The organism is Bacillus sp. KICET-3 (assembly GCF_033261025.1).
In the GTDB taxonomy this organism is placed as follows: Bacteria; Bacillota; Bacilli; order Bacillales; family Bacillaceae; genus Bacillus; species Bacillus sonorensis.
This window is the reverse complement of record NZ_CP137345.1, coordinates 724,549-743,131: the sequence shown is the minus strand read 5'-3', so window position 1 is coordinate 743,131 and position 18,583 is coordinate 724,549. Positions and strand designations below refer to the sequence as shown.

The window sequence follows — 18,583 nt, the reverse complement described above, 5'->3', positions numbered from 1 at the left end:
CTCTATTCTTCCGGACGCTAAACCGCCGTTTTATTTCGCGTATTTTTCTTTAATGTTTTCTTTGATCACGTCTACGGCATCATCCGCTGATTGCTGTGGTGATTTTTTTCCTGAAGCTGCGTCAAATATCAAGCTTTCCGCTCCGGTCCACACTTCCGCCATTTCCGGAATATTCGGTGTCGGTGTCGCCGTTTCATATTGGTTGATGACGGCCGTGGTCAATTCATTGTTTTGTTCTCCCGCTTTTTTGCGGGCGGCTGTATTGGCCGGCACTTCATTTGTATCCTCATAAAACTTGTAAGCATTCTTGTCATTTGCGGCATATTCAAGCCATTTTTGAGCAAGCTCCGGCTCTTTCGTATATTTTGAAGCAACCCAGCCTTTCCCGCCGGCAAACGGCGCATATTCTTTTCCATTTGGCAGCGTCGGTATCTTGGCCGCTCCGTAATCCAAACCGGCCTCTTTATAGTTGGCCGCCGACCATGGACCGCCGATTATTGCCGCCGCTTTCCCGTCTATAAAGGTCTGCTGGATAAAGTCGTCGGCGCTTGAGTTGTCCTGCATGCCTTTTGGCCAATGTTCCTGAAACCATTTCATCGCATATTCAACAGCTTCTACCGAGCCTTTATTGTTAAGCCCGATGTCCCCGGAATCTGATCCGTCTTTGCCAAATACATAGCCGCCGTAACCGGCCAATAAACCGTACGACATATAAAAGTCGGTCCATTTTGCCAGAAACGCGGTCGATTTTCCTTTTTCCGAAGCAAAAGCAAACCGCGGATCGTCTGTTAACTGTTCAAGCTCTTTAAATGTTTTTGGCGGCGTCTTTACTAAGTCTTTGTTGTAGTATAAGACAAGCGTTTCAATGACTAACGGCATCCCGTACACTTTTCCGTCAACCGTCACCTGCTGCATTTCTTTGTCTCCGAAACTGTCTGTGCCGGACGGTTTGATTTCAAGCAAATGGCCTTGCTTCCCTAAACCGCCGATTCGATCGTATGCAGCAAGCATAACATCAGGCGCGTTTCCCGCCGGTCCATCGAGAGGAAGCGCCTCTAGCTGGTCAAACATTTGTTTTTCCACAATTTTGATGGTGACATCATTCTCTTTTTCAAATTCGTCTTTTATGCTTTCGACATCATTCTTATAGGTTTCTTCAACAGACACGGTCAGCACCTTTTTTCCGCCGGAGCCTGCCGTATCCTTTGACCCTGAACAGGCCGCGAGACCGAATGTAAGGACTGCCGCCAGCAATAATGCAAAACCTTTTTTAACATGTGCCATCTCTTTTTCCCCCTTCTATCAAGAATCTCGTAACAATTGTAATCCTCGACAGAAAGCGGTTACAACACCTTTCGCCTTGTTACCGGTAACAGAATTTACAGGGCGGCCGCGGCTCCCAAAACGAAAAATTCGCCAGGATTCACATCGATCACATCAGCATGATCAAGCGTCTGTTCTGTCCATGCATCATATACTTTCGTACTGCTATCAATCTTCAAGTCTTGCAAACTGACCCGGCGCGGAGCGCTTCCCTGATTAAAGAAATAGATCAGCTGTTTGTCACCGGCAGCCCGTGAAAAGCTGATAAAATCGTTTCGATCATCCAGCAGATTCCACTCGAGGCTCCCATAAGTCAATAACGCATTTTCCTGTTTGCGCAAAGCAATCAGCCGCTTCATAAACTTGAGCATTTTTTGATTTTGCTTGTCTTCCTCCCAAACCATGCATTTCCGGCATAACGGATCATTTCCGCCGTCAAGCCCGATTTCTGTTCCGTAATAAATGCATGGCGAGCCTGTCTGGGCAAACATAAACGCCAGCAAGGACCTCACCTTTTTCTCATCGTGGCCGCACCTCGTCAAAATCCGTTGTGTATCATGGCTGTCAAGCAAATTAAACATCGCCTCATTGGCCTGCTGCATCCCATTCATCAAATGCGCGTTTACACGGTGTGCCAATTGCGAAGCCGAAATTCCACTGTCCGCGAAATAATCAATCATCGGCGCTGTGAAGGGATAATTCATCACTCCGTGAAATTCGTCTCCTCTCAGCCAAGGCTCTGCATTGTGCCAGATTTCGCCCAAAATATAAAGGTCCGGTTTTTCATTCAATACGGCTTGGCGGAATGTCTTCCAGAAAGCATGATCCACTTCATTCGCCACATCCAAGCGCCAGCCGTCAATATCGAATTCGCGGATCCAATATAAAGCAATATCAAGCAAATATGTCTGCACTTCAGGATTGGCCGTGTTTAGCTTCGGCATGTCGCTTGTAAAGGCGAACGTATCATAACCGCCTTCTTTAACAGGGAAAGAATGAATATGGAACCAGTCTTTATAGCGGGATTGTTCGCCGTTTTCCAAGACATCCTGCCACTGCGGCGATGCGCTGCCGATATGGTTGAAAACGGCATCAAGCATGATTCTCATCCCCCGCCGGTGAAGCTGGTCGACCAATGTGCGAAAAAGCGCCGGATCTCCAAAATGCTGATCAATCGAATAGTAATCCAATGTGTCGTATTTATGGTTGGAAGGCGCGGAAAAGATCGGCGTCAAATAAATCCCGTTTACTCCCAGCTCCTCCAAATAATCAAGCTTGTCGATAATTCCCTGCAAATCGCCTCCGAAAAAATCATTCACGTCAGGCTCCTTGCTCCCCCACGGCAATACGCCTTCAGGAGACAAGTCCTCACGGCCGTTTGCAAATCGCTCCGGAAAAATTTGATACCAGATCGTTGATTTGACCCATTCAGGCGCTTGAAACGTATCAATGTCATGAACAAATGGAAATTTAAAATAGTCGTTGATCGGCCCCAGCGTTTTAGCGTGATATGGGCAGACGCCCGAGCTGCCGTAAAATCTATCTTCATGATCACGGTCTGTTAAAACAAAAGCGTATTGTAACCGTCTATATGGCGGTGTCACTTCGGCAAACCAATAATCGTGCACCTCTGTTGAAGCGATTTTTTTCATTTGCGCCTCGTTGGCCGACTCTATCGTGTACGCGTAAGGATCTCCCCACATCAGCCGGACTTGATCGGCGTCGCCTTTTTTGGTGCGGATCTTGATATGCACTGTCCGCCCGTCATAAGAATAAGCATAAGAGCTGAAAGGCTGATGGTGTATTGCTGCATATTCCATCTAAAAACTCCTCCTTTTTCATTTGCGGTTTATGTTAACCGGTCCATACGTTGAAATTATCATGCCGGCGTTAGGAGGAACAATCGTTTTCCTGATGTTAACGGTAACAGAATCATTCTCTTACAAAGTCGATTCGCGAACGATTAATTCCGGCTCAAAAAATTGATTTCCCTGGACGGCTCCATCCTCATGAATTTTTTTCAGCAAGGTTCTCGCGCAAGCTTCTCCCATTTCAACCACAGGCTGCCGTACCGTTGTCAAGCGGGGCGATGAGATGCGGTCAAGAAACACGCCGTCATACCCGGTCACCGCCACATCGTCGGGAATTCGCTTCCCAAGCGACTGCACCGCACGGATGACGCCCAGCGCGATCCGGTCGGAAGCGCATACAACCGCAGACGGATCATCATGCGACTCCAGCCATTCCCTCGCAAGACCCTCGCTTTTTTTCGAGCTGTTTTCCATTCGAAAAATATTCGTTTTTCTAAAACCTTCATTCATCGCCTTCATATAGCCTTTTTCTCTTGAACGTTCAAAGGGCTCATCCAAGTCAATCCCAAAAAAGGCGATCTCCCGGCTCCCCAGCCCCATGACATGGCGCGTCGCCATAAAAGCGCCCTTTTCATTATTGACATCGATGAAGTCATAGCCCATTTCATTCTGTCCAAATACGACGACAGGTTTTTCAAAAGCCTTGACTACCCCTTCAAAATCAGTCCGTCTCACCCCAGTTGCAATAATGCCGTCACATTGGCCGATGTTGAGAGACTTCCTTGTCACAAGCTGCAAAGCATAATGGTGGCGATCCAATTCCCGGCTGATCCCGGTTAATAAGTTCATGTAATAAGGTTCTGTCGTATCCATTTCTTCAAGAATCAGAAGTTTCACTACCTGTGTTCTGTTTTGAACGAGCGCCCTTGCCGCATAGTTAGGAATATAATTCAGCTCTTCCATCGCGGAGTAAACCAGCTTTTTCAATTCATCCGTCACCGTCTCAGGATGATTGATCACCCGCGATACCGTCATTTTTGAAACGTTTGCTTTTTTTGCCACATCTGATAACGTTGCCATTTTCATCCCCGCCTCACCTGCGCTTATTCAAACTGCCATCAAGTCCTACCCTGGACTGATAACAATTCGTTAAAATTCATTATAGTACGGAATGAAAGAGATTTTATAAAGCGCAGGAAATAAAAAAGCGGATTTCCTATAGGAAATCCGCCCCTCTGATCTTTCTATCGTTGGACATAAATCGAAACCGAACCGCCGTTTACATAAAACTCTCCCCAGCCGTCCGAATTGATCACGACGGAATCTGAACGGTTCCCAGTGATGTCATGCCATGTCTCACCGGCATGCTGCCTGCCCACATACATCCGCTTTGATCCGCCCGGTCCGTCTGTGATTAAAGCGGCCAAGCCTGATGCAGCGACGGATTGATCGCCTTCCCTCGTCCAGCCGATGGCATCTGGATGATCGAAATAATCATGCTGTGTTCCATAAGCATAATACTTGCGCGCTTTCAAAATCGGCTCCAGTTTACTTTTAAGAGAAGGAATTTCCCGCGATGTAGGACCTTTTGTCCCATACATATCTCCATAAAAAACCTGCGGGTACCCGGCCTCTCTTGTCAAAATAAAAGCGTAGGCAAGCGGCTTGAACCATGTTTGGACGGTCGACTCCAATGATTGCCCCGGCTGTGTGTCATGGTTGTCGACAAATGTAACCGCTTTCAAAGGATGTTTGGAAACAACCGTTCCGTTCAGCAAATTCCTCATATCATAGCTGCCTCCGTGTGAAGATGCGGCCTGAAGGTTAAAATGAAGCGGCACATCGAATACAGAATGTTGAAAATCGGTTTTTTGCAAGTAGTTTTCGATTTCTCCAAGGTTATTTTGCCAGTATTCCGCAACCGTAAACATTTCCTTTCCGGTTGACTGCCTGACCGCTTTCAGCCAGTCGCTCAAAAATGAAAATTTAATATGTTTTACGGCATCAAGCCGGAAACCGTCCAATTGAAGCTCTTTTGCATACCAGGTTCCCCACCGTTTCATTTCTGCCACAACATCGGGGTGGTCATAATCGACATCCGCATACATTAAATAATCGTAGTTGCCGTTTTCGCTGGAAACCTCCCAATCCCATGCCTTCCCATCTCCGCGGAACTTGTAGATGCGATTCAGCTTTCGGGATTCGTCCCAATCCGTCCCATCAAAATGATACCAATGCCATTTAAAATCACTGTATGTGCTGCCGCGTCCAGGGAAATTGAATCCTGTCCACGCTTTGATTCGATATTCTCCAGATATTTCCTGATTTCGATTGCCGGGATTCACTTCAACCGCGGTGACATCCTCCGTCAGATCCGCCCCAGCCTTATGATTAAGGACAACATCGCCATACACTTGGATGTTCTGGGAATGAAGCGAACCGACAGCTGACTGAAGCTCTGTTTTCATCCCGTATTTCGTCCGCACCGTCCCTTTTTGCAGGAACTCCCCTAAATCGTACAAATCGTATGGGCCGTATCCAACGTCAGCCTGGCTCGTTCCCTTGTAGGCGGGCGGAATCCAAACAGCCGTTATCCCAATGTCGGATAAATATCCCGCATCATTTTGTAAGCGCTTCCAATGCTGGCCGTCATTAGGCAGATTCCATTCAAAATACTGCATCAGCGTGCCGTTCAGGCTTGCCGCATATGTTTTAGAAGCCGGCAGCACTATGAAAAACAGCAGCACACAACATAATATCCGTTTGCATTTGTAAACCATTTCCCTCTCTCCTTTCTAACATACTGAAAGATCAACAAACATTCTATAATCAAAAGAAAATTTTCACAAATACCTTTATACCTATAATGATTACAATATAAAAAAGAGAAAGCAGTAAATGAATGCTTTCTCTAATGTCCTCTTTGTTTTTGAATATCTTCAAGCTGTGTTACCGTGACCAATTTATAGCCTTGCTTGGTCAGTCTTTTGATAATCTCTTCAGCGGCGCTGGCCGATGTGGCGTAAATATCGTGCATCAGTATGATTTTTCCGTCTCCTGCGTGGCTCATCACATGATTGACGATTCGGGCTTTGTTTTTGAATTTCCAGTCTTCAGGGTCCACGTCCCATAAAGCGATTTTTAAATTTGTGAGCCCGCGGATGGAATCGTTGATCCCGCCGTACGGAGGCCTTAAGTGTGTCGGACGGTGGCCGCTGATTTTCTCGACTATGTTTTGCGTATCATTGATTTCTTTATAGGCTTTTTCCTTTGATAGCCTTGTGAGCAAAGGATGGTCCCAAGAATGATTGCCCACTTCATTTCCTTCCCTCAGCATTCTCTTGATTGTTTCAGGGTAATATTGGGCCCTGCTTCCCAAAACGAAGAAAGTCCCGCGTCCATCATAAGTTTTTAATGCATCCAGGATTTTATTGGTTGAGGCCGGATTGGGACCATCGTCAAATGTCAGGGCGATCACTTTATCATCTGGGCCGACGCGAATTTTTTCTTTTGGAATGGGAACGGCCGCTTTATGCTTCGGTTTTTCCTGAGTCTTGCTTTTTTTCATGCTTTTATATTGATCTTTTAATATATCTTTTAATTCATCTTTTTTGATGTTGACAGATTGCTCTAAACCGGTTTTCTCTTTCTCAAAATAAAATTGTATCTCATCTTCCAGAAGAACGAAACGGCTGAAGTTCTTTGCCAGAGGGCTTGTCCCTTCCCTTAACAGCTCATCATCGGCCGCGGGATTTTTCCGTTTTAATTGTTCATAAGATAGATTTGAGATCTTATAAAGAAAATCGGAATTCTTATCAAAAAGATCATCCAATGCAAGCAGCTTCTTATGTTTTAAATCGGCATTAAATGTTTTGACCACCGTTTTTCCCGGAGCGCCTCCGGCCTCTATGTATTCGTTTAATACAACCGCGGCAGCCTGCTTTGAATAATAGGCGATTTTATACTGGATGTTCAATTCAAACGGGCCATTGATCTGCCGGGCGCGCGCGCTTTTATTTTCTTCTTTAAAGCGGTTCAGTTCCTTGCTGACATATTTTTTTAATGGTTCATCGATTTCTTTCATATGAAAAACCGGATAATGGACGGCATATCTCTCTTGTTTCCCGTCGCTGACAAAAGATTCAACCCCGACATTGGAATATTCCCGGTCTTTTCCTTGTTTATGGGTCTCTTCTGCATTAGTGGATACTTTATTGAAAGAGTATCCCGCCAATCCTATGAATATAGTGATAAATATTAAGATTTTGATCGTTCTAGCCGATGGCTTGACAGACATCTGTTCTCACTCTCCTGCTCCTGCTCATTCAATCCGCTGATCCTGCCCTGAAGAAAGATGCCTGCCTGCAAAACCAAGACTAATATAGATAGGAAGAAGGAATTTTAATTTCTTGGTTGCCGGCAGCAGACGGCGCAATATCATACTGCTGGAACACTATGGAAATCCCACTGTTTGTAAAATAGAATGCAGTATTTTGGTTTAAACGGATATCGCTCTTTTTAAGGTCAGAATAAAATTGTTCCGGATGCTCGTTAATATAGCTGATAATATAATTTTTCGTGTTTTCGATTTTTGCTTGATTACTTAAAACGTCCAGCAGCTTGACCCGCTTGTGATCATTTAAATCATAGTTATAGGAAGTGACAGTATACACCCCGTGCGCCCCGCCGGAAAACTGGTAGTCGTAGATTAAAAAGCTCAATTTCTTCCCGTCATTATATTTGACTTTATAGGAAGTCTCATATGCGCTTTCCTCTCCTTTTTGATCCGCTTCTTTTTTCAGTGACTGGGCTTCTTTATAGGAAGCTTCCATATGACGTTCAATTGCATCATTAATCAGTGTTAAATCCTTGCCCTTTATATCGCTGAATGTCGGATAGGATAAATGATCGTTGCCTTTGTAAATTTCAGTATGGACTGCAGCCTTTTCAGCAGACGACGCATTGGTTTGGGTTGAATATTTATTTATGATAAACAGCAATAAAGACGTTAGGACTAGAAATCCTAAAATCGCCATTGCTTTTTTTATAAACATTTTTTTGACTTAAACCTCTTTCAATCTCATAATTTTTACCTTTGTAACATAAATGTAATATTTATATCACATTTGTAATGATACTCACTTTTAAATCCCGCGTCAATGTTTTTGGACAAAAATTTCGCAATCAGGAAAAAAAGACACTCTCAACCTTTGAGAATGTCTTACTTTGTCTGCTTTTGCAAGTCTGCAATGCTTTTAAACTGTCAAAATAGCGGAAACCGCAGGCATTACTTCTTTTTCAGCACCGTTTTTTTCTTTTTCCACGGCTTTAACACAGAAATACAAATGATAAAAAGCGTTATCGTGATCGTGATTTGAACGATGGCGGCATATTGTCTTACAGTATGATTGTGGATAAAATCAGGATTGTTTAAAGCAGCGATGCTTCCCGCTTCCAGCATCGCCATGTTGACCGTCATCAATTGGTCGACAATAAAAATTCCGATGAACGTTTGAATGATGAAAAGCGCCCATTTCACCGCGATCCATCTATGTCTAAAAAAACCCCAGTTCGTAAAGATTCCGTATATAAACCCTATCAGCAACGTGCCGACAGCTCCGATTTATATAGTCGCTGATGACCACGGCATGCCGATAGAACGCAAACGTTTCTTCATATGCAGCCGGGTTCACAGCAAATTGCAGCGCCATTGAGCTCATAATTCCGCCAAAAAACAGCGCCGCCAATAAAATTCAGCCACTTCATCCCTGCCGCACCTAATTATTCCTCTCCTTTTAGCAATCAGTCCTGTCAAGTGTAGCAGGGAATCCGGCAGACAAGCATGAGCCCCGGTCTTAATGCGCGGTTGGCCCCGGTTCGTATTTTTTGACATCAGCTGTATTGGTTTAACATGTCAATCAGCACTTCTTTTGTCTTTTGAATTAATTCAGAAGGTTTTTTAATGACGGCTTCCCGGCCGTATGAGATCAAATGGCCGGAAAAGAAGCTGAGATCACGCTTTGAAATATACCCGGACAAAACCCCTGACCCGTCTTCTCTCCGGTGCAATTCAATATACGGCCATTTGACTGAGCCGAATTGCTCCACGCCCTTTTCCGTCAGCTCTATATATAATTCCAGCATGTCCTCTGGCGGAGCGAGAACTGAAAAACGATTCTTTAAATCAACATCGGCCAAATCAATCGGCTCTGTTTCCTCATCCGGCTCTGCAGAACCGATGCGGTCGCATCTAAACATTCGGTAATCGCGTCTTAAAAAACAATAAGCCGGACAATACCATTTTCCTTGATTGGCGTAAATGCCGATCGGCTGAATGCTCCTTTTGCTGCATACGCCATTCGCCTCATAGCTGATCATCACCACTTCCTGCCGGATGGCCGCATCCAGGAGCACTCTTAAAAACGGGATTTCGTCTTTTTGCTGATAAGCCGAGAAAAAATCAACGCGGTCTTTCATGCTGTCGATCGTTTCTCTAATATCCCCGGCAAGGTTCAAGTAAAATTTTTTTTTGATCGATTCGTATTGGGCGTCAAACGGCAGAGAGATGTAGTGCCGCAAAGCGTGAATCGCAAAAAATATCGAGACCGCTTCATCCTCGCTGAATGCGATGGGAGGAAGGATTCTTTCGTTTATCACCTGATACCCGCCGTGAGGCCCCGTCTCTGAATAAAGCGGGACGCCCATCTCGCTGAGCTCCTGCAAATCCCGCAACACGGTCCTTTTGGAAACCCCGAAATCTTGCGCCAATTCCCCAACCGTAAACCTTTTCTTTCGGTTGACCATCATCATCATTTCATTTAATCTTTTAGCCTTTGACATGAATTCCTCCATAACCATGACATAAGTTGTCACCATTATAATATACAATCGTCTCAGATCAATAAAAAAGGAGATGTTTTTTATAATGTCATTACAGTTTACCCCTTACATCCTGATGGATGGCAGAGCAAAAGAAGCGATTGAATACTACCGGGAGACGCTGAACGCCGAGGTGAAATTTCAGCAGACGATAGGAGAAGGGCCTAAAGAAGAAGCGGCTAAATTTAAAGAAAATGAACAGGATTTTATCGCACATGCCGTATTAAAAATCGGAGAAACCAATATGATGATCGCCGACATCATTCCGGAGCTGCCATTTCAAAGCGGAAATCAACTGTCGATTTGCATGACGGTATCGAGTGTGGCTGAAACAAAACAGCTTTTCGAAAAACTGCGGGAACAAGGCACAGTCGTCCTTGAACTTGAACAAACGTATTTCAGCCCGGCCTACGGCATCATCACCGACCCGTACGGCGTGACCTTTCAAATTTTTGCGGCGAGAACTTGATATGAAATTGAACAGGCCTTTCTTTTCTAAGAAAGGCCTCTGAACTCAATCAGCCGCTTTAGCTTGGATTCCGTTTCGGTATTGTCAACCGGTGTATAGATGCTGCATCTTAAATCTGCATCCCCCTGCACCTGCAATGAAGTCAGGTTGAACAGCATTTTTCCGGCTTTGGCATGCCTGAATTCAATTAACACTTCCGGTGCAGAGCTTACCTCGCTTTCATTCCACATTTTATGAAATTCCGGGTAGGCCTGCTCCATCTCTTCAATGAATTGCGAGTACCAGTCATCAGCCACATACTGTCCGTAATATGTTCTGAAAATCGCAATAAATCCTCTTACAAAATGCTCCCAATTTACAGCTAAGCTTCTGAATTCCTTTCTGGAGAACAGCAGTTTGATCAGATTTCTCTCTTCAGGCGGAATTTGGTCGAAATTGATGAACACGTGGGCTGCCGCCTGGTTCCACCCGACGATATGGCATCTTCTATCAGAAATGATCGTCGGGCAGTAGCGAAGCTCCTGCAGAATTTTGGTTAAAGCTGGGCTGATCTCTGTTTCCGTTTCAATCGGGGACGCTTGTTTCACCCCTTCTTCCAATGCAAGGGCATATAAATAATTCCGCTCATCCTTATTGAGCTGCAATGCATCTGACACAGCATCCAGGACTGCGGCGGACACTTTTATATCCCTCCCTTGTTCCAGCCACGTATACCATGTTGTGCTGACACCGGCCAGTTGGGCGACTTCCTCCCTTCTTAAACCCGGTGTTCTTCTGCGGGTGCCCGCCGGCAGTCCGACCATTTGCGGATGAATCTTGGCACGCTGGGTTTTCAAAAATTCTGAGAGCGCTTGAAGTCTGGTTTCAGGTTTCATGTCCGTCTCCTTTCTTATCGTAGTACTGATTATACTATGATAAACGACAACTTGTAATAGGATCAAAAACGGCTAGAATTAAGAATATATTCAAGGGAGGAATTGCTATGAAAAGAGTCGTCATCACCGGAATGGGGATTATTTCTCCTCTGGGCAATGATGTCAATACGTTTTGGAACCGATTAGTGAACGGAGAATCTGGAATATCTTTAATCGACACTTTTGATACATCTCAGCTCAAGACAAAAATCGCGGGATGTGTTCAAGGGTTTGACGCAGAAGGAAGATGGGGAAAGAAAGAAGCCAGACGATTGGATCGTTTTGCACAATTCGGCCTGGCTGCCGCCGAACAGGCGCTGGAACAGTCCAAGCTTCAATTGGATAAAGTTGACCGTGAACGTATCGGTGTATATGTCGGTTCTGGAATTGGCGGCATCCATTCACTCATTCATCAAGTAAATGTGATGAATGAACGAGGCCCTGGGAGAGTCAGTCCAAGCCTGGTGCCGATGATGATCTCAAATGCGGCGGCAGCGCAAATCAGCATCAGATTGGGCGCGCTCGGACCGTCATTATCGCCGGTAACCGCATGTTCGATCGGAAATACATCGATTGGCGAAGCATTTTATGCCATTCAGAATGGGGCCGCAGATATTATCTTTGCCGGAGGAACTGAAGCCGCCATTACGAAATTGTCCGTGGCCAGCTTCGGAAACGCCCAGGCCTTATCTGCAAGAAACGATGAGCCTGCTAAAGCAAGCCGGCCGTTTGATATAGACAGAGACGGTTTTGTCATGAGCGAAGGTGCAGGTGTATTAGTATTGGAATCATTGGAAAATGCCGTCCGTCGAAATGCTCCTATTCTATGCGAAGTCATCGGATACGGGGCCAGCTCTGATGCGCATCATATGGTGGCATCGGACCCTGAAGGAAAGGGTGCGTATCTGGCGATGAAGCACGCTTTGGCAAAAGCAAAAGTCGCAACAGATGAAGTTGACGTGATCAGCGCTCATGCTACAAGTACACAGGTAGGAGACCGCTCCGAAATGTTAGCGGTGAAAAGGCTGTTCGGAAACCGTGCCGATAAAGTCTCGATTACGGCCAACAAATCAATGTTCGGCCATATGCTCGGCGCCGCAGGCGGGGCAGAAGCGATTGCTTTAGTCGAAAGTCTAAGGCACGGCATCATACCGCCGACGATTAATATAGACACTCTTGATCCGGAATGCAACCTGGATATTGTCGCAAACAGCGCCCGCAAAGTGTCACTCGATTATGGACTGTCAAATTCATTTGGCTTTGGCGGGCACAATTCGGCCATTGTATTGAAGAAATATGAATAGAAAAATTTTAAAAAAGGAGTGAGCTGTGAATGCCCACTCCCTTTTTTATTAATTCAACCCCGTTTTGATGCCAAACCCCACCAGCACCAAGCCTGCGGTTTTTTGAAAGATCTTTTGAAACTTTGAGTTCCTCAGCCATTTTTTTGCATAATCAATAAGATAAACAAGGATCAGAAACCAAAACACGGCGATGGATGTAAGGATTAAAGCAAGCACAATCAATTGCTGATTCACGCTTTCCTTTAAATTGACAAATTGGGGCATGATTGTAATATAGACCAAAACGGTTTTTGGATTGAGAATATTGCTTAACAAGCCCTGAATAAAAGAATCTTTATAATGGCGATTCGCAGAACTTTTTGAGTCCCCGTTCTGCACTTGAATGTCCTCTAAAGACATCGCGTTTTTGGCAAAAAAACTTTTTGCGCCTAAATAAATTAAATATGCCGCCCCCAAATATTTAATCGTGCTGAAAAGAATCACCGATTTCGCAATGGCAACGGCTAAGCCAAGAATGGCAATCATCGTCCAGAAAGAAAGTCCGGTCGCCAACCCGAGAACATTGCAGCGGCCCGCGTTTGGACCGTACCGAAGCGTGTTTTTTACCACCAGCATCGTATCAGCTCCCGGTATGATGACCATCATGGCGGCAATCGCTATGTATGACACAAGGCTATCCATACGATGTTCTCCCTCCATTACATACTTCAATTGTTCATGCAATCACAAATAGTGACTACCAGGGTAACTACTTACAAAAAGTGTATCAGTGCACTTGAAAAAAATCAATACGTCCGGCTAAAATATGAGTGACAATGGTAGCGACTATTTCCTTTAGGTCAGGAGGAGCTATGAAAAACAACCTTTTAAAAATATTAAAAAACTTGAATTTCACCGAATATGAATCGAAAGCATATCTTGCGCTATTGGAAGAATCGCCGCTGACGGGCTATGCTGTGGCAAAAAAATCAGGCGTTCCCCGTTCGAAGATATATGAAGTATTGGAGAGCCTCGTGATTCGCGGTGATATTTTTGTAAGCTACGGCAGCACTCCGCAGTACATTCCCGTTCCCGCCAAGGAGCTGATTAAAAACCGCCGGCTGAAAGCGGAAGAGACGTTTGAACAGGCCGAAAAATACTTTAAAAAGTTTGAGCGCTCAGCAAACGACCGTGAAAATATTTGGAATATCACAGGGCGAAGCGAAATACTCGATAAGGTAAAGGCGTGTATATTATCAGCCCAAAAAAGAATTCTCCTGGAAATTTGGAAAGAAGATTTTAAAGAAATTGAATCTGAACTAAAACAAGCCGCACAGACAGGCGTTATCGTGACGATTATTGCCTATGGCGACATTGAGGCTGATTTCGCGAACGTGTACCTGCATGACAGGAGCCGTGAAATTACCGAAGAATATGACGGCCGGTGGCTCGTTTTTAGCGTGGACGATTCTGAAGTCGTAGCAGGCATCGTCTCCCATGGGAAAGACAGCCGCGCGGCATGGACGATGCATGTAGGCTTGGTGATGCCGATTACGGAAGTGATGATCCACGATCTGTACCTCATGGAAATCATGGAAAAGCATAGAGACGTGCTGGAAGAAAGTTTCGGGGAAAACCTCATCAGCTTGCGGCGCAAATTTTCGATCCATCCCGATTTGAAAAAGCATTATATGAAATAAAGGGCCCGCATAACCTGCGGGCCTTTTCAACAGCATGGTTCATGATGTCCTTTGTGCGGCTTCCCAGCGGGAGACTTCTTCCCTGACAAGCGGCGCCGTTTCCCTTCCAAACAGCTCGATCGCCTTCATGACGTCTTCATGCGGCATTGTTCCAACCGGCACATGCAGCATGAACCTTGTCACCCCTACATGTTTGCGCAGATGAATAATTTTTTCCGCCACGGTCTTAGGATCGCCTACATAAAGCGCTCCCTCAAAGCTTCGCGCAGCATCAAAGCTTGACCGGCTGTAAGGTCCCCAGCCGCGCTCACGTGCGAGCGTGTTCATGGCCTGATGCGTGGACGGAAAAAACTTGTCGGCGGCCGTCTCTGTATCCTCGGCAACAAAGCCGTGGGAATGAGAGGCGACTTTCAGCTTTGATGCATCATGACCCGCATGCTCTGCCGCTTTTTGATAAAGCTGAACAAGCGGCGCAAAGTGCAGCGGATTCCCTCCGATGATCGCAAGAACAAGCGGCAGGCCGAGCAATCCGGCGCGAACGACGGATTCCTGGTTACCCCCGCTCCCGATCCAGACGGGCAGCGGATCTTGCACAGGCCGCGGATACACGCCAAGGTTTTGAATAGCAGGACGATGCTTGCCGCTCCATGTTACTCTTTCTGACTTTTGCAGCTTCAAAAGCAAATCAAGCTTTTCTTCAAACAGCTCTTCATAATCGTCCAAATCGTAGCCGAACAGAGGAAACGATTCGATGAAAGACCCCCGTCCCGCCATGATTTCGGCCCGTCCGTTTGAAAGACCGTCGAGCGTGGCAAAATCCTGGAAGACGCGCACCGGATCATCAGATGAAAGCACTGTAACAGCACTGGTCAACCTGATGCGCTTCGTCTGCGGAGCAGCTGCAGCCAGCACAACGGCTGGAGAAGATGCGGCATAATCTTCGCGATGATGCTCTCCAACGCCAAACACATCCAAGCCTACCTGATCGGCAAGGACGATCTCCTCGACTACCTCACGCAGCCGTTGCGCGTGGCTGATCACTTTTCCGGTTTTGACGTCCGGGGTTGTTTCTGCAAAGGTGCTGATGCCTAATTCCATTTTGTTATCCTCCAGATGTTTTTAAGATGTGTTTCATTCTCTTTGCTTTGATTGTTTTCCTTTTAAACTTCATTTATGTTTGCCGATCCCCTAACATAAAGCGAAATCTCTTGACTATAGAATACGGGCAGCGGACCGATGATGCAATTGATGTGATTTATAAAAAAGAACCAGCCGCCAAATCAGCGCGCCCGGTATCTCAGTGGCCCCTAAACAGGGCCTCCATCTTGACCCCTTAAACAAGTTTCTCCATAAAAGCGTTCCTTAATGACGATGCCCATTGACAAACACATCCAATTAGATTAATATCTAATTAGATGTATATCGAATTTAAAAAAGAGGGGATTAGGCGATGCAACTCAGTAAGTTAGTGGATTATCATAAAGCGGTTGGGGACCCGACCAGAATTAGAATCATTGCCTTGCTAAAAAACGGACCCCTTCATGGGCAAGCCATTGCTTATAAACTGGGGTTACAACCGCCGACGATTACTCATCATATTTCAAAGTTAAGAGATGTTGGGTTAGTTTATCAAAGAAGACAAGGGAATATCATTTATTTTTATCTAGATCGTGAACGGCTGGAATATAATTCAAAGGCTATCTTAAACATCGGGGTAGAGTCGATGGAGAACCAGGAAATCAAAATCAATGATAAAGAAAAGCTGTCTATTGTTAAAAATTTCATAAACAGCGACGGGACATTGAAACAAATCCCAAGTCAAAGGAAGAAAAAGAACGTGGTCTTGGCGTATTTAATCCGCGATTTACACCACGGGAAAAGATATAAAGAAAAAGATCTTAATGAATATATAAAAAACTATCATGAAGATTATGCGACGATTCGCAGAGAATTAATTATGCAGCACTTCATGTATAGACAAAACGGAGAGTATGAATTAAATCCAAAAGAGATGTGGCCCGTTGTCTTTTAAAAATGAACGTTCTTACGTTCATTTTTTCATCCGATCTAATTCGATATATATCGAATTAGATCGATTTTAACAAACAATGAGGTGGAAATATGATTCCAACAAGTGAAGAAGCTGCATGGCAAACAAGTATTTGGAAAGGAAAATTTATTTATCTATGGGGTGCAAGCATATTTTCAAGCCTTTCTATTTCCATGTATTTAACCATTGAGCAATGGTACGTAGTCCATTACCTGAACTTGAAGAACTCCTTAGGAATCATTTTAATGGCCACTACGATTCCCAGAGTATTATTCATGATGATTGGAGGCATTGCAGCAGATCAATACAGCCGATCCAAAATTATATGCTTCTCATTGCTAACAAGGTGCTTTATTCTGCTTCTCATGGCCCTATTCTATACAAATCATGTCTTAACCCTTTCCGCCTTATTTATATTTGCTTTATTATTCGGGGCATCTTATGCATTTTTTTGGTCGGCTAGAGATTCGATTGTTCCGGGGATGATTCCTAAAGAGCAACTGGTCAGAGCGAATTCAGTCATCCAAACAACAAATCAGCTTTCTGTCATGCTTGGCCCTGTCTTAGGGGCTGCTCTCCTTTCCCTATTCTCATATTCGACCATCTTTCTGATCATTGCCTTTGCCCTTCTCATCAGCATCCTCTTGCTGCGATTCGTCCAGGAAAAAAAGGAACTAACCCCCAAGAAATCATCTCTCTTAAGAGATTTGGCCGAAGGTATTCATTATGTTAAAGGTTCTTCTTTTCTGCTCACTGTCATGGGCACCTTTATTATTGTGAACCTATTCTTTATCGGGCCTCTCATGGTAAGCATCCCTATCATTGCGGAGGATCGTTTTGAAGGAAATCCCTTCAACTTAAGCATGCTGCAAAGCTCGTTTGCCGGCGGGATGCTGTTGGGCGCTATAATCATGGGATGGTTGAATATGAAAAAACAAAGAGGAAAACTTGTCATTGCTCTCATACTCATAGAAGGATTATTACTGACGGCATTTAGCCAAGCGACCAATCTCTGGCTTGCCGCTGTCAGCTTGCTTATGATTGGATGTTGTGTATCAAGTATTAATATTCCTTTAGTAAGTGTAATACAAGAGAAAACCCCTTCAACTATAGTAGGCAGGGTCATGAGCATAAATACAATGGTTTCTATGGGGCTTATCCCTGTTTCCTATGGACTGGTTTCTGCTCTCCTAAACTTACAAATCAGTGTTCAGTTCATTCTATTATGCGCCGGAAGCATCATTGTGTGGTTTAGCTTCATCCTTTTTCTAAAAGCATCTGACTTAAAAAGAGCGTGAATGTTATTAAAGTGATCATTTCGCCTTTTTCGTCTATATAACGCCGCTCCACAGACTAAAAAGCAGGCGTTCGAACCTGCTTTTTGCTGAATGAGTTTGTGTGCAATGATCACTGTTAAACCCGACATTTTTCCCGAGCAGAAAGAAGCGATAGGGAAAGCGCGAGGAATGGATGAAAAAGCGTCTATCAAAGAGCTGTTTACGAATAAAGCGAACCTGCATGCGATGGTTCTGTTAATCGGAATCTATGCTTTCTGGAATCTTGTCGCCGGCACCATGGGGTATTTCATGCCTTATATTTATGAAACTGTAGGCGGCTTAACAGCCGCTCAAGCCAATTTGCTGCAAGCCTTTTTATGGATTTTAACCGTCGCGGCCACATATTTTGTCTTCATCCGTTTAGGGGACAAAGTCAATCGAAAACGATTATTCGGCATCGGCGCGGCAATGGTGACGGCTGCATGGATCGTTCTCACCTTCGGCAGCATGCGAATGACGGAGCTTCTGCTGTTCGTCAGCCTATGGGGGATTGCTGCAGGCTTTGAAGCCCAGGCCTTTTACGGATTGTGGGCTGCCGAATTGTTCCATACGAAATACAGGGCAATGGCCCAAGGCTTTATGTTCTTTGTCGTGCGGATCGGCGTCGGCTTGATTTCCTTGGTTGTCCCGGCCATGATTACCATACTTGGCTTTAAAACGGCCGGAGGCGTGATTATCACATTTCTCGCCGTTCATATGATCATCGGCCTTCTCATGGCCCCGGAGACGAGGGGAAAATCTTTGGAAGACATTCAAAATGAACGGTATCAGAAAAGCGGCTGATTTGATGATGATTCGAGGCTTTAGAACCTCCCTC

The 18,583-nt window shown here is 45.0% G+C and carries 16 protein-coding genes and 1 pseudogene; 6 read left to right on the top strand and 11 right to left on the bottom strand.

Annotated features, from left to right (window positions below; all coding sequences use genetic code 11):
* Window positions 1-30: 30 nt before the first annotated feature.
* From R5H20_RS03700 to R5H20_RS03665, 8 genes are all read right to left on the bottom strand, one after another.
* Window positions 31-1,284 carry an extracellular solute-binding protein gene (locus tag R5H20_RS03700; protein ID WP_006637295.1) on the bottom strand — a complete coding sequence of 418 codons (1,254 nt, stop codon included), beginning with the start codon at window positions 1,282-1,284 and terminating at the stop codon, window positions 31-33.
* A gap of 95 nt (window positions 1,285-1,379) precedes the next feature.
* Complete coding sequence (locus R5H20_RS03695) at window positions 1,380-3,143, bottom strand: glycoside hydrolase family 13 protein (protein WP_006637294.1); 1,764 nt, start codon at window positions 3,141-3,143, stop codon at window positions 1,380-1,382.
* A 120-nt stretch (window positions 3,144-3,263) separates the two neighbouring features.
* Entirely contained in the window at window positions 3,264-4,214 is a 951-nt protein-coding gene (locus tag R5H20_RS03690; RefSeq protein WP_006637293.1) for a LacI family DNA-binding transcriptional regulator, read from the bottom strand.
* Window positions 4,215-4,378: 164 nt separating this feature from the next.
* On the bottom strand, window positions 4,379-5,914 hold the full coding sequence (amyS, locus tag R5H20_RS03685) for an alpha-amylase (protein ID WP_006637292.1): 1,536 nt from the start codon (window positions 5,912-5,914) through the stop codon (window positions 4,379-4,381).
* A 131-nt stretch (window positions 5,915-6,045) separates the two neighbouring features.
* Complete coding sequence (locus R5H20_RS03680) at window positions 6,046-7,431, bottom strand: polysaccharide deacetylase family protein (RefSeq protein WP_006637291.1); 1,386 nt, start codon at window positions 7,429-7,431, stop codon at window positions 6,046-6,048.
* A 79-nt stretch (window positions 7,432-7,510) separates the two neighbouring features.
* A complete protein-coding gene (locus tag R5H20_RS03675; protein WP_006637290.1) occupies window positions 7,511-8,188 on the bottom strand; it encodes a DUF3298 and DUF4163 domain-containing protein in 678 nt (225 codons plus the stop codon).
* Between the two features lie 233 nt (window positions 8,189-8,421).
* A complete protein-coding gene (locus R5H20_RS03670; protein WP_006637289.1) occupies window positions 8,422-8,673 on the bottom strand; it encodes a hypothetical protein in 252 nt (83 codons plus the stop codon).
* 353 nt (window positions 8,674-9,026) lie between these two features.
* Window positions 9,027-9,974: a helix-turn-helix transcriptional regulator gene (locus tag R5H20_RS03665; RefSeq protein WP_088272710.1), complete on the bottom strand. Its 948-nt coding sequence runs from the start codon at window positions 9,972-9,974 to the stop codon at window positions 9,027-9,029.
* A gap of 85 nt (window positions 9,975-10,059) precedes the next feature.
* Here R5H20_RS03665 and R5H20_RS03660 point away from each other — a divergent pair, with 85 nt between their 5' ends.
* Window positions 10,060-10,482, top strand: coding sequence for a VOC family protein (locus tag R5H20_RS03660; RefSeq protein ID WP_006637287.1), 423 nt, complete (start codon window positions 10,060-10,062; stop codon window positions 10,480-10,482).
* A gap of 26 nt (window positions 10,483-10,508) precedes the next feature.
* Here the strand turns inward: R5H20_RS03660 and R5H20_RS03655 are convergent, their stop codons facing one another.
* Window positions 10,509-11,357: a helix-turn-helix transcriptional regulator gene (locus R5H20_RS03655; protein ID WP_006637286.1), complete on the bottom strand. Its 849-nt coding sequence runs from the start codon at window positions 11,355-11,357 to the stop codon at window positions 10,509-10,511.
* Window positions 11,358-11,464: 107 nt separating this feature from the next.
* On the opposite strand from R5H20_RS03655, the gene fabF reads away from it, so the two are divergent.
* Window positions 11,465-12,700, top strand: coding sequence for a beta-ketoacyl-ACP synthase II (gene fabF / locus R5H20_RS03650; protein WP_006637285.1), 1,236 nt, complete (start codon window positions 11,465-11,467; stop codon window positions 12,698-12,700).
* 48 nt (window positions 12,701-12,748) lie between these two features.
* Here fabF and R5H20_RS03645 read toward each other — a convergent pair whose 3' ends face one another.
* Window positions 12,749-13,381: a homoserine/threonine efflux transporter gene (locus tag R5H20_RS03645; RefSeq protein ID WP_088272709.1), complete on the bottom strand. Its 633-nt coding sequence runs from the start codon at window positions 13,379-13,381 to the stop codon at window positions 12,749-12,751.
* Between the two features lie 170 nt (window positions 13,382-13,551).
* Between R5H20_RS03645 and R5H20_RS03640 the strand changes: the two genes are divergently transcribed.
* Entirely contained in the window at window positions 13,552-14,379 is an 828-nt protein-coding gene (locus tag R5H20_RS03640) for a TrmB family transcriptional regulator (protein WP_006637284.1), read from the top strand.
* Between the two features lie 39 nt (window positions 14,380-14,418).
* Here the strand turns inward: R5H20_RS03640 and R5H20_RS03635 are convergent, their stop codons facing one another.
* Complete coding sequence (locus R5H20_RS03635; RefSeq protein ID WP_006637283.1) at window positions 14,419-15,477, bottom strand: LLM class flavin-dependent oxidoreductase; 1,059 nt, start codon at window positions 15,475-15,477, stop codon at window positions 14,419-14,421.
* A gap of 352 nt (window positions 15,478-15,829) precedes the next feature.
* On the opposite strand from R5H20_RS03635, the gene R5H20_RS03630 reads away from it, so the two are divergent.
* The 3 genes and pseudogenes from R5H20_RS03630 to R5H20_RS03620 all read left to right on the top strand — a co-directional run.
* Window positions 15,830-16,411: a DUF2087 domain-containing protein gene (locus R5H20_RS03630; protein WP_006637282.1), complete on the top strand. Its 582-nt coding sequence runs from the start codon at window positions 15,830-15,832 to the stop codon at window positions 16,409-16,411.
* 89 nt (window positions 16,412-16,500) lie between these two features.
* Entirely contained in the window at window positions 16,501-17,727 is a 1,227-nt protein-coding gene (locus R5H20_RS03625; protein ID WP_006637281.1) for an MFS transporter, read from the top strand.
* Between the two features lie 135 nt (window positions 17,728-17,862).
* Window positions 17,863-18,549 (top strand): annotated as a pseudogene (locus R5H20_RS03620) (MFS transporter); the annotation flags it as partial.
* Between the last annotated feature and the right edge of the window lie 34 nt (window positions 18,550-18,583).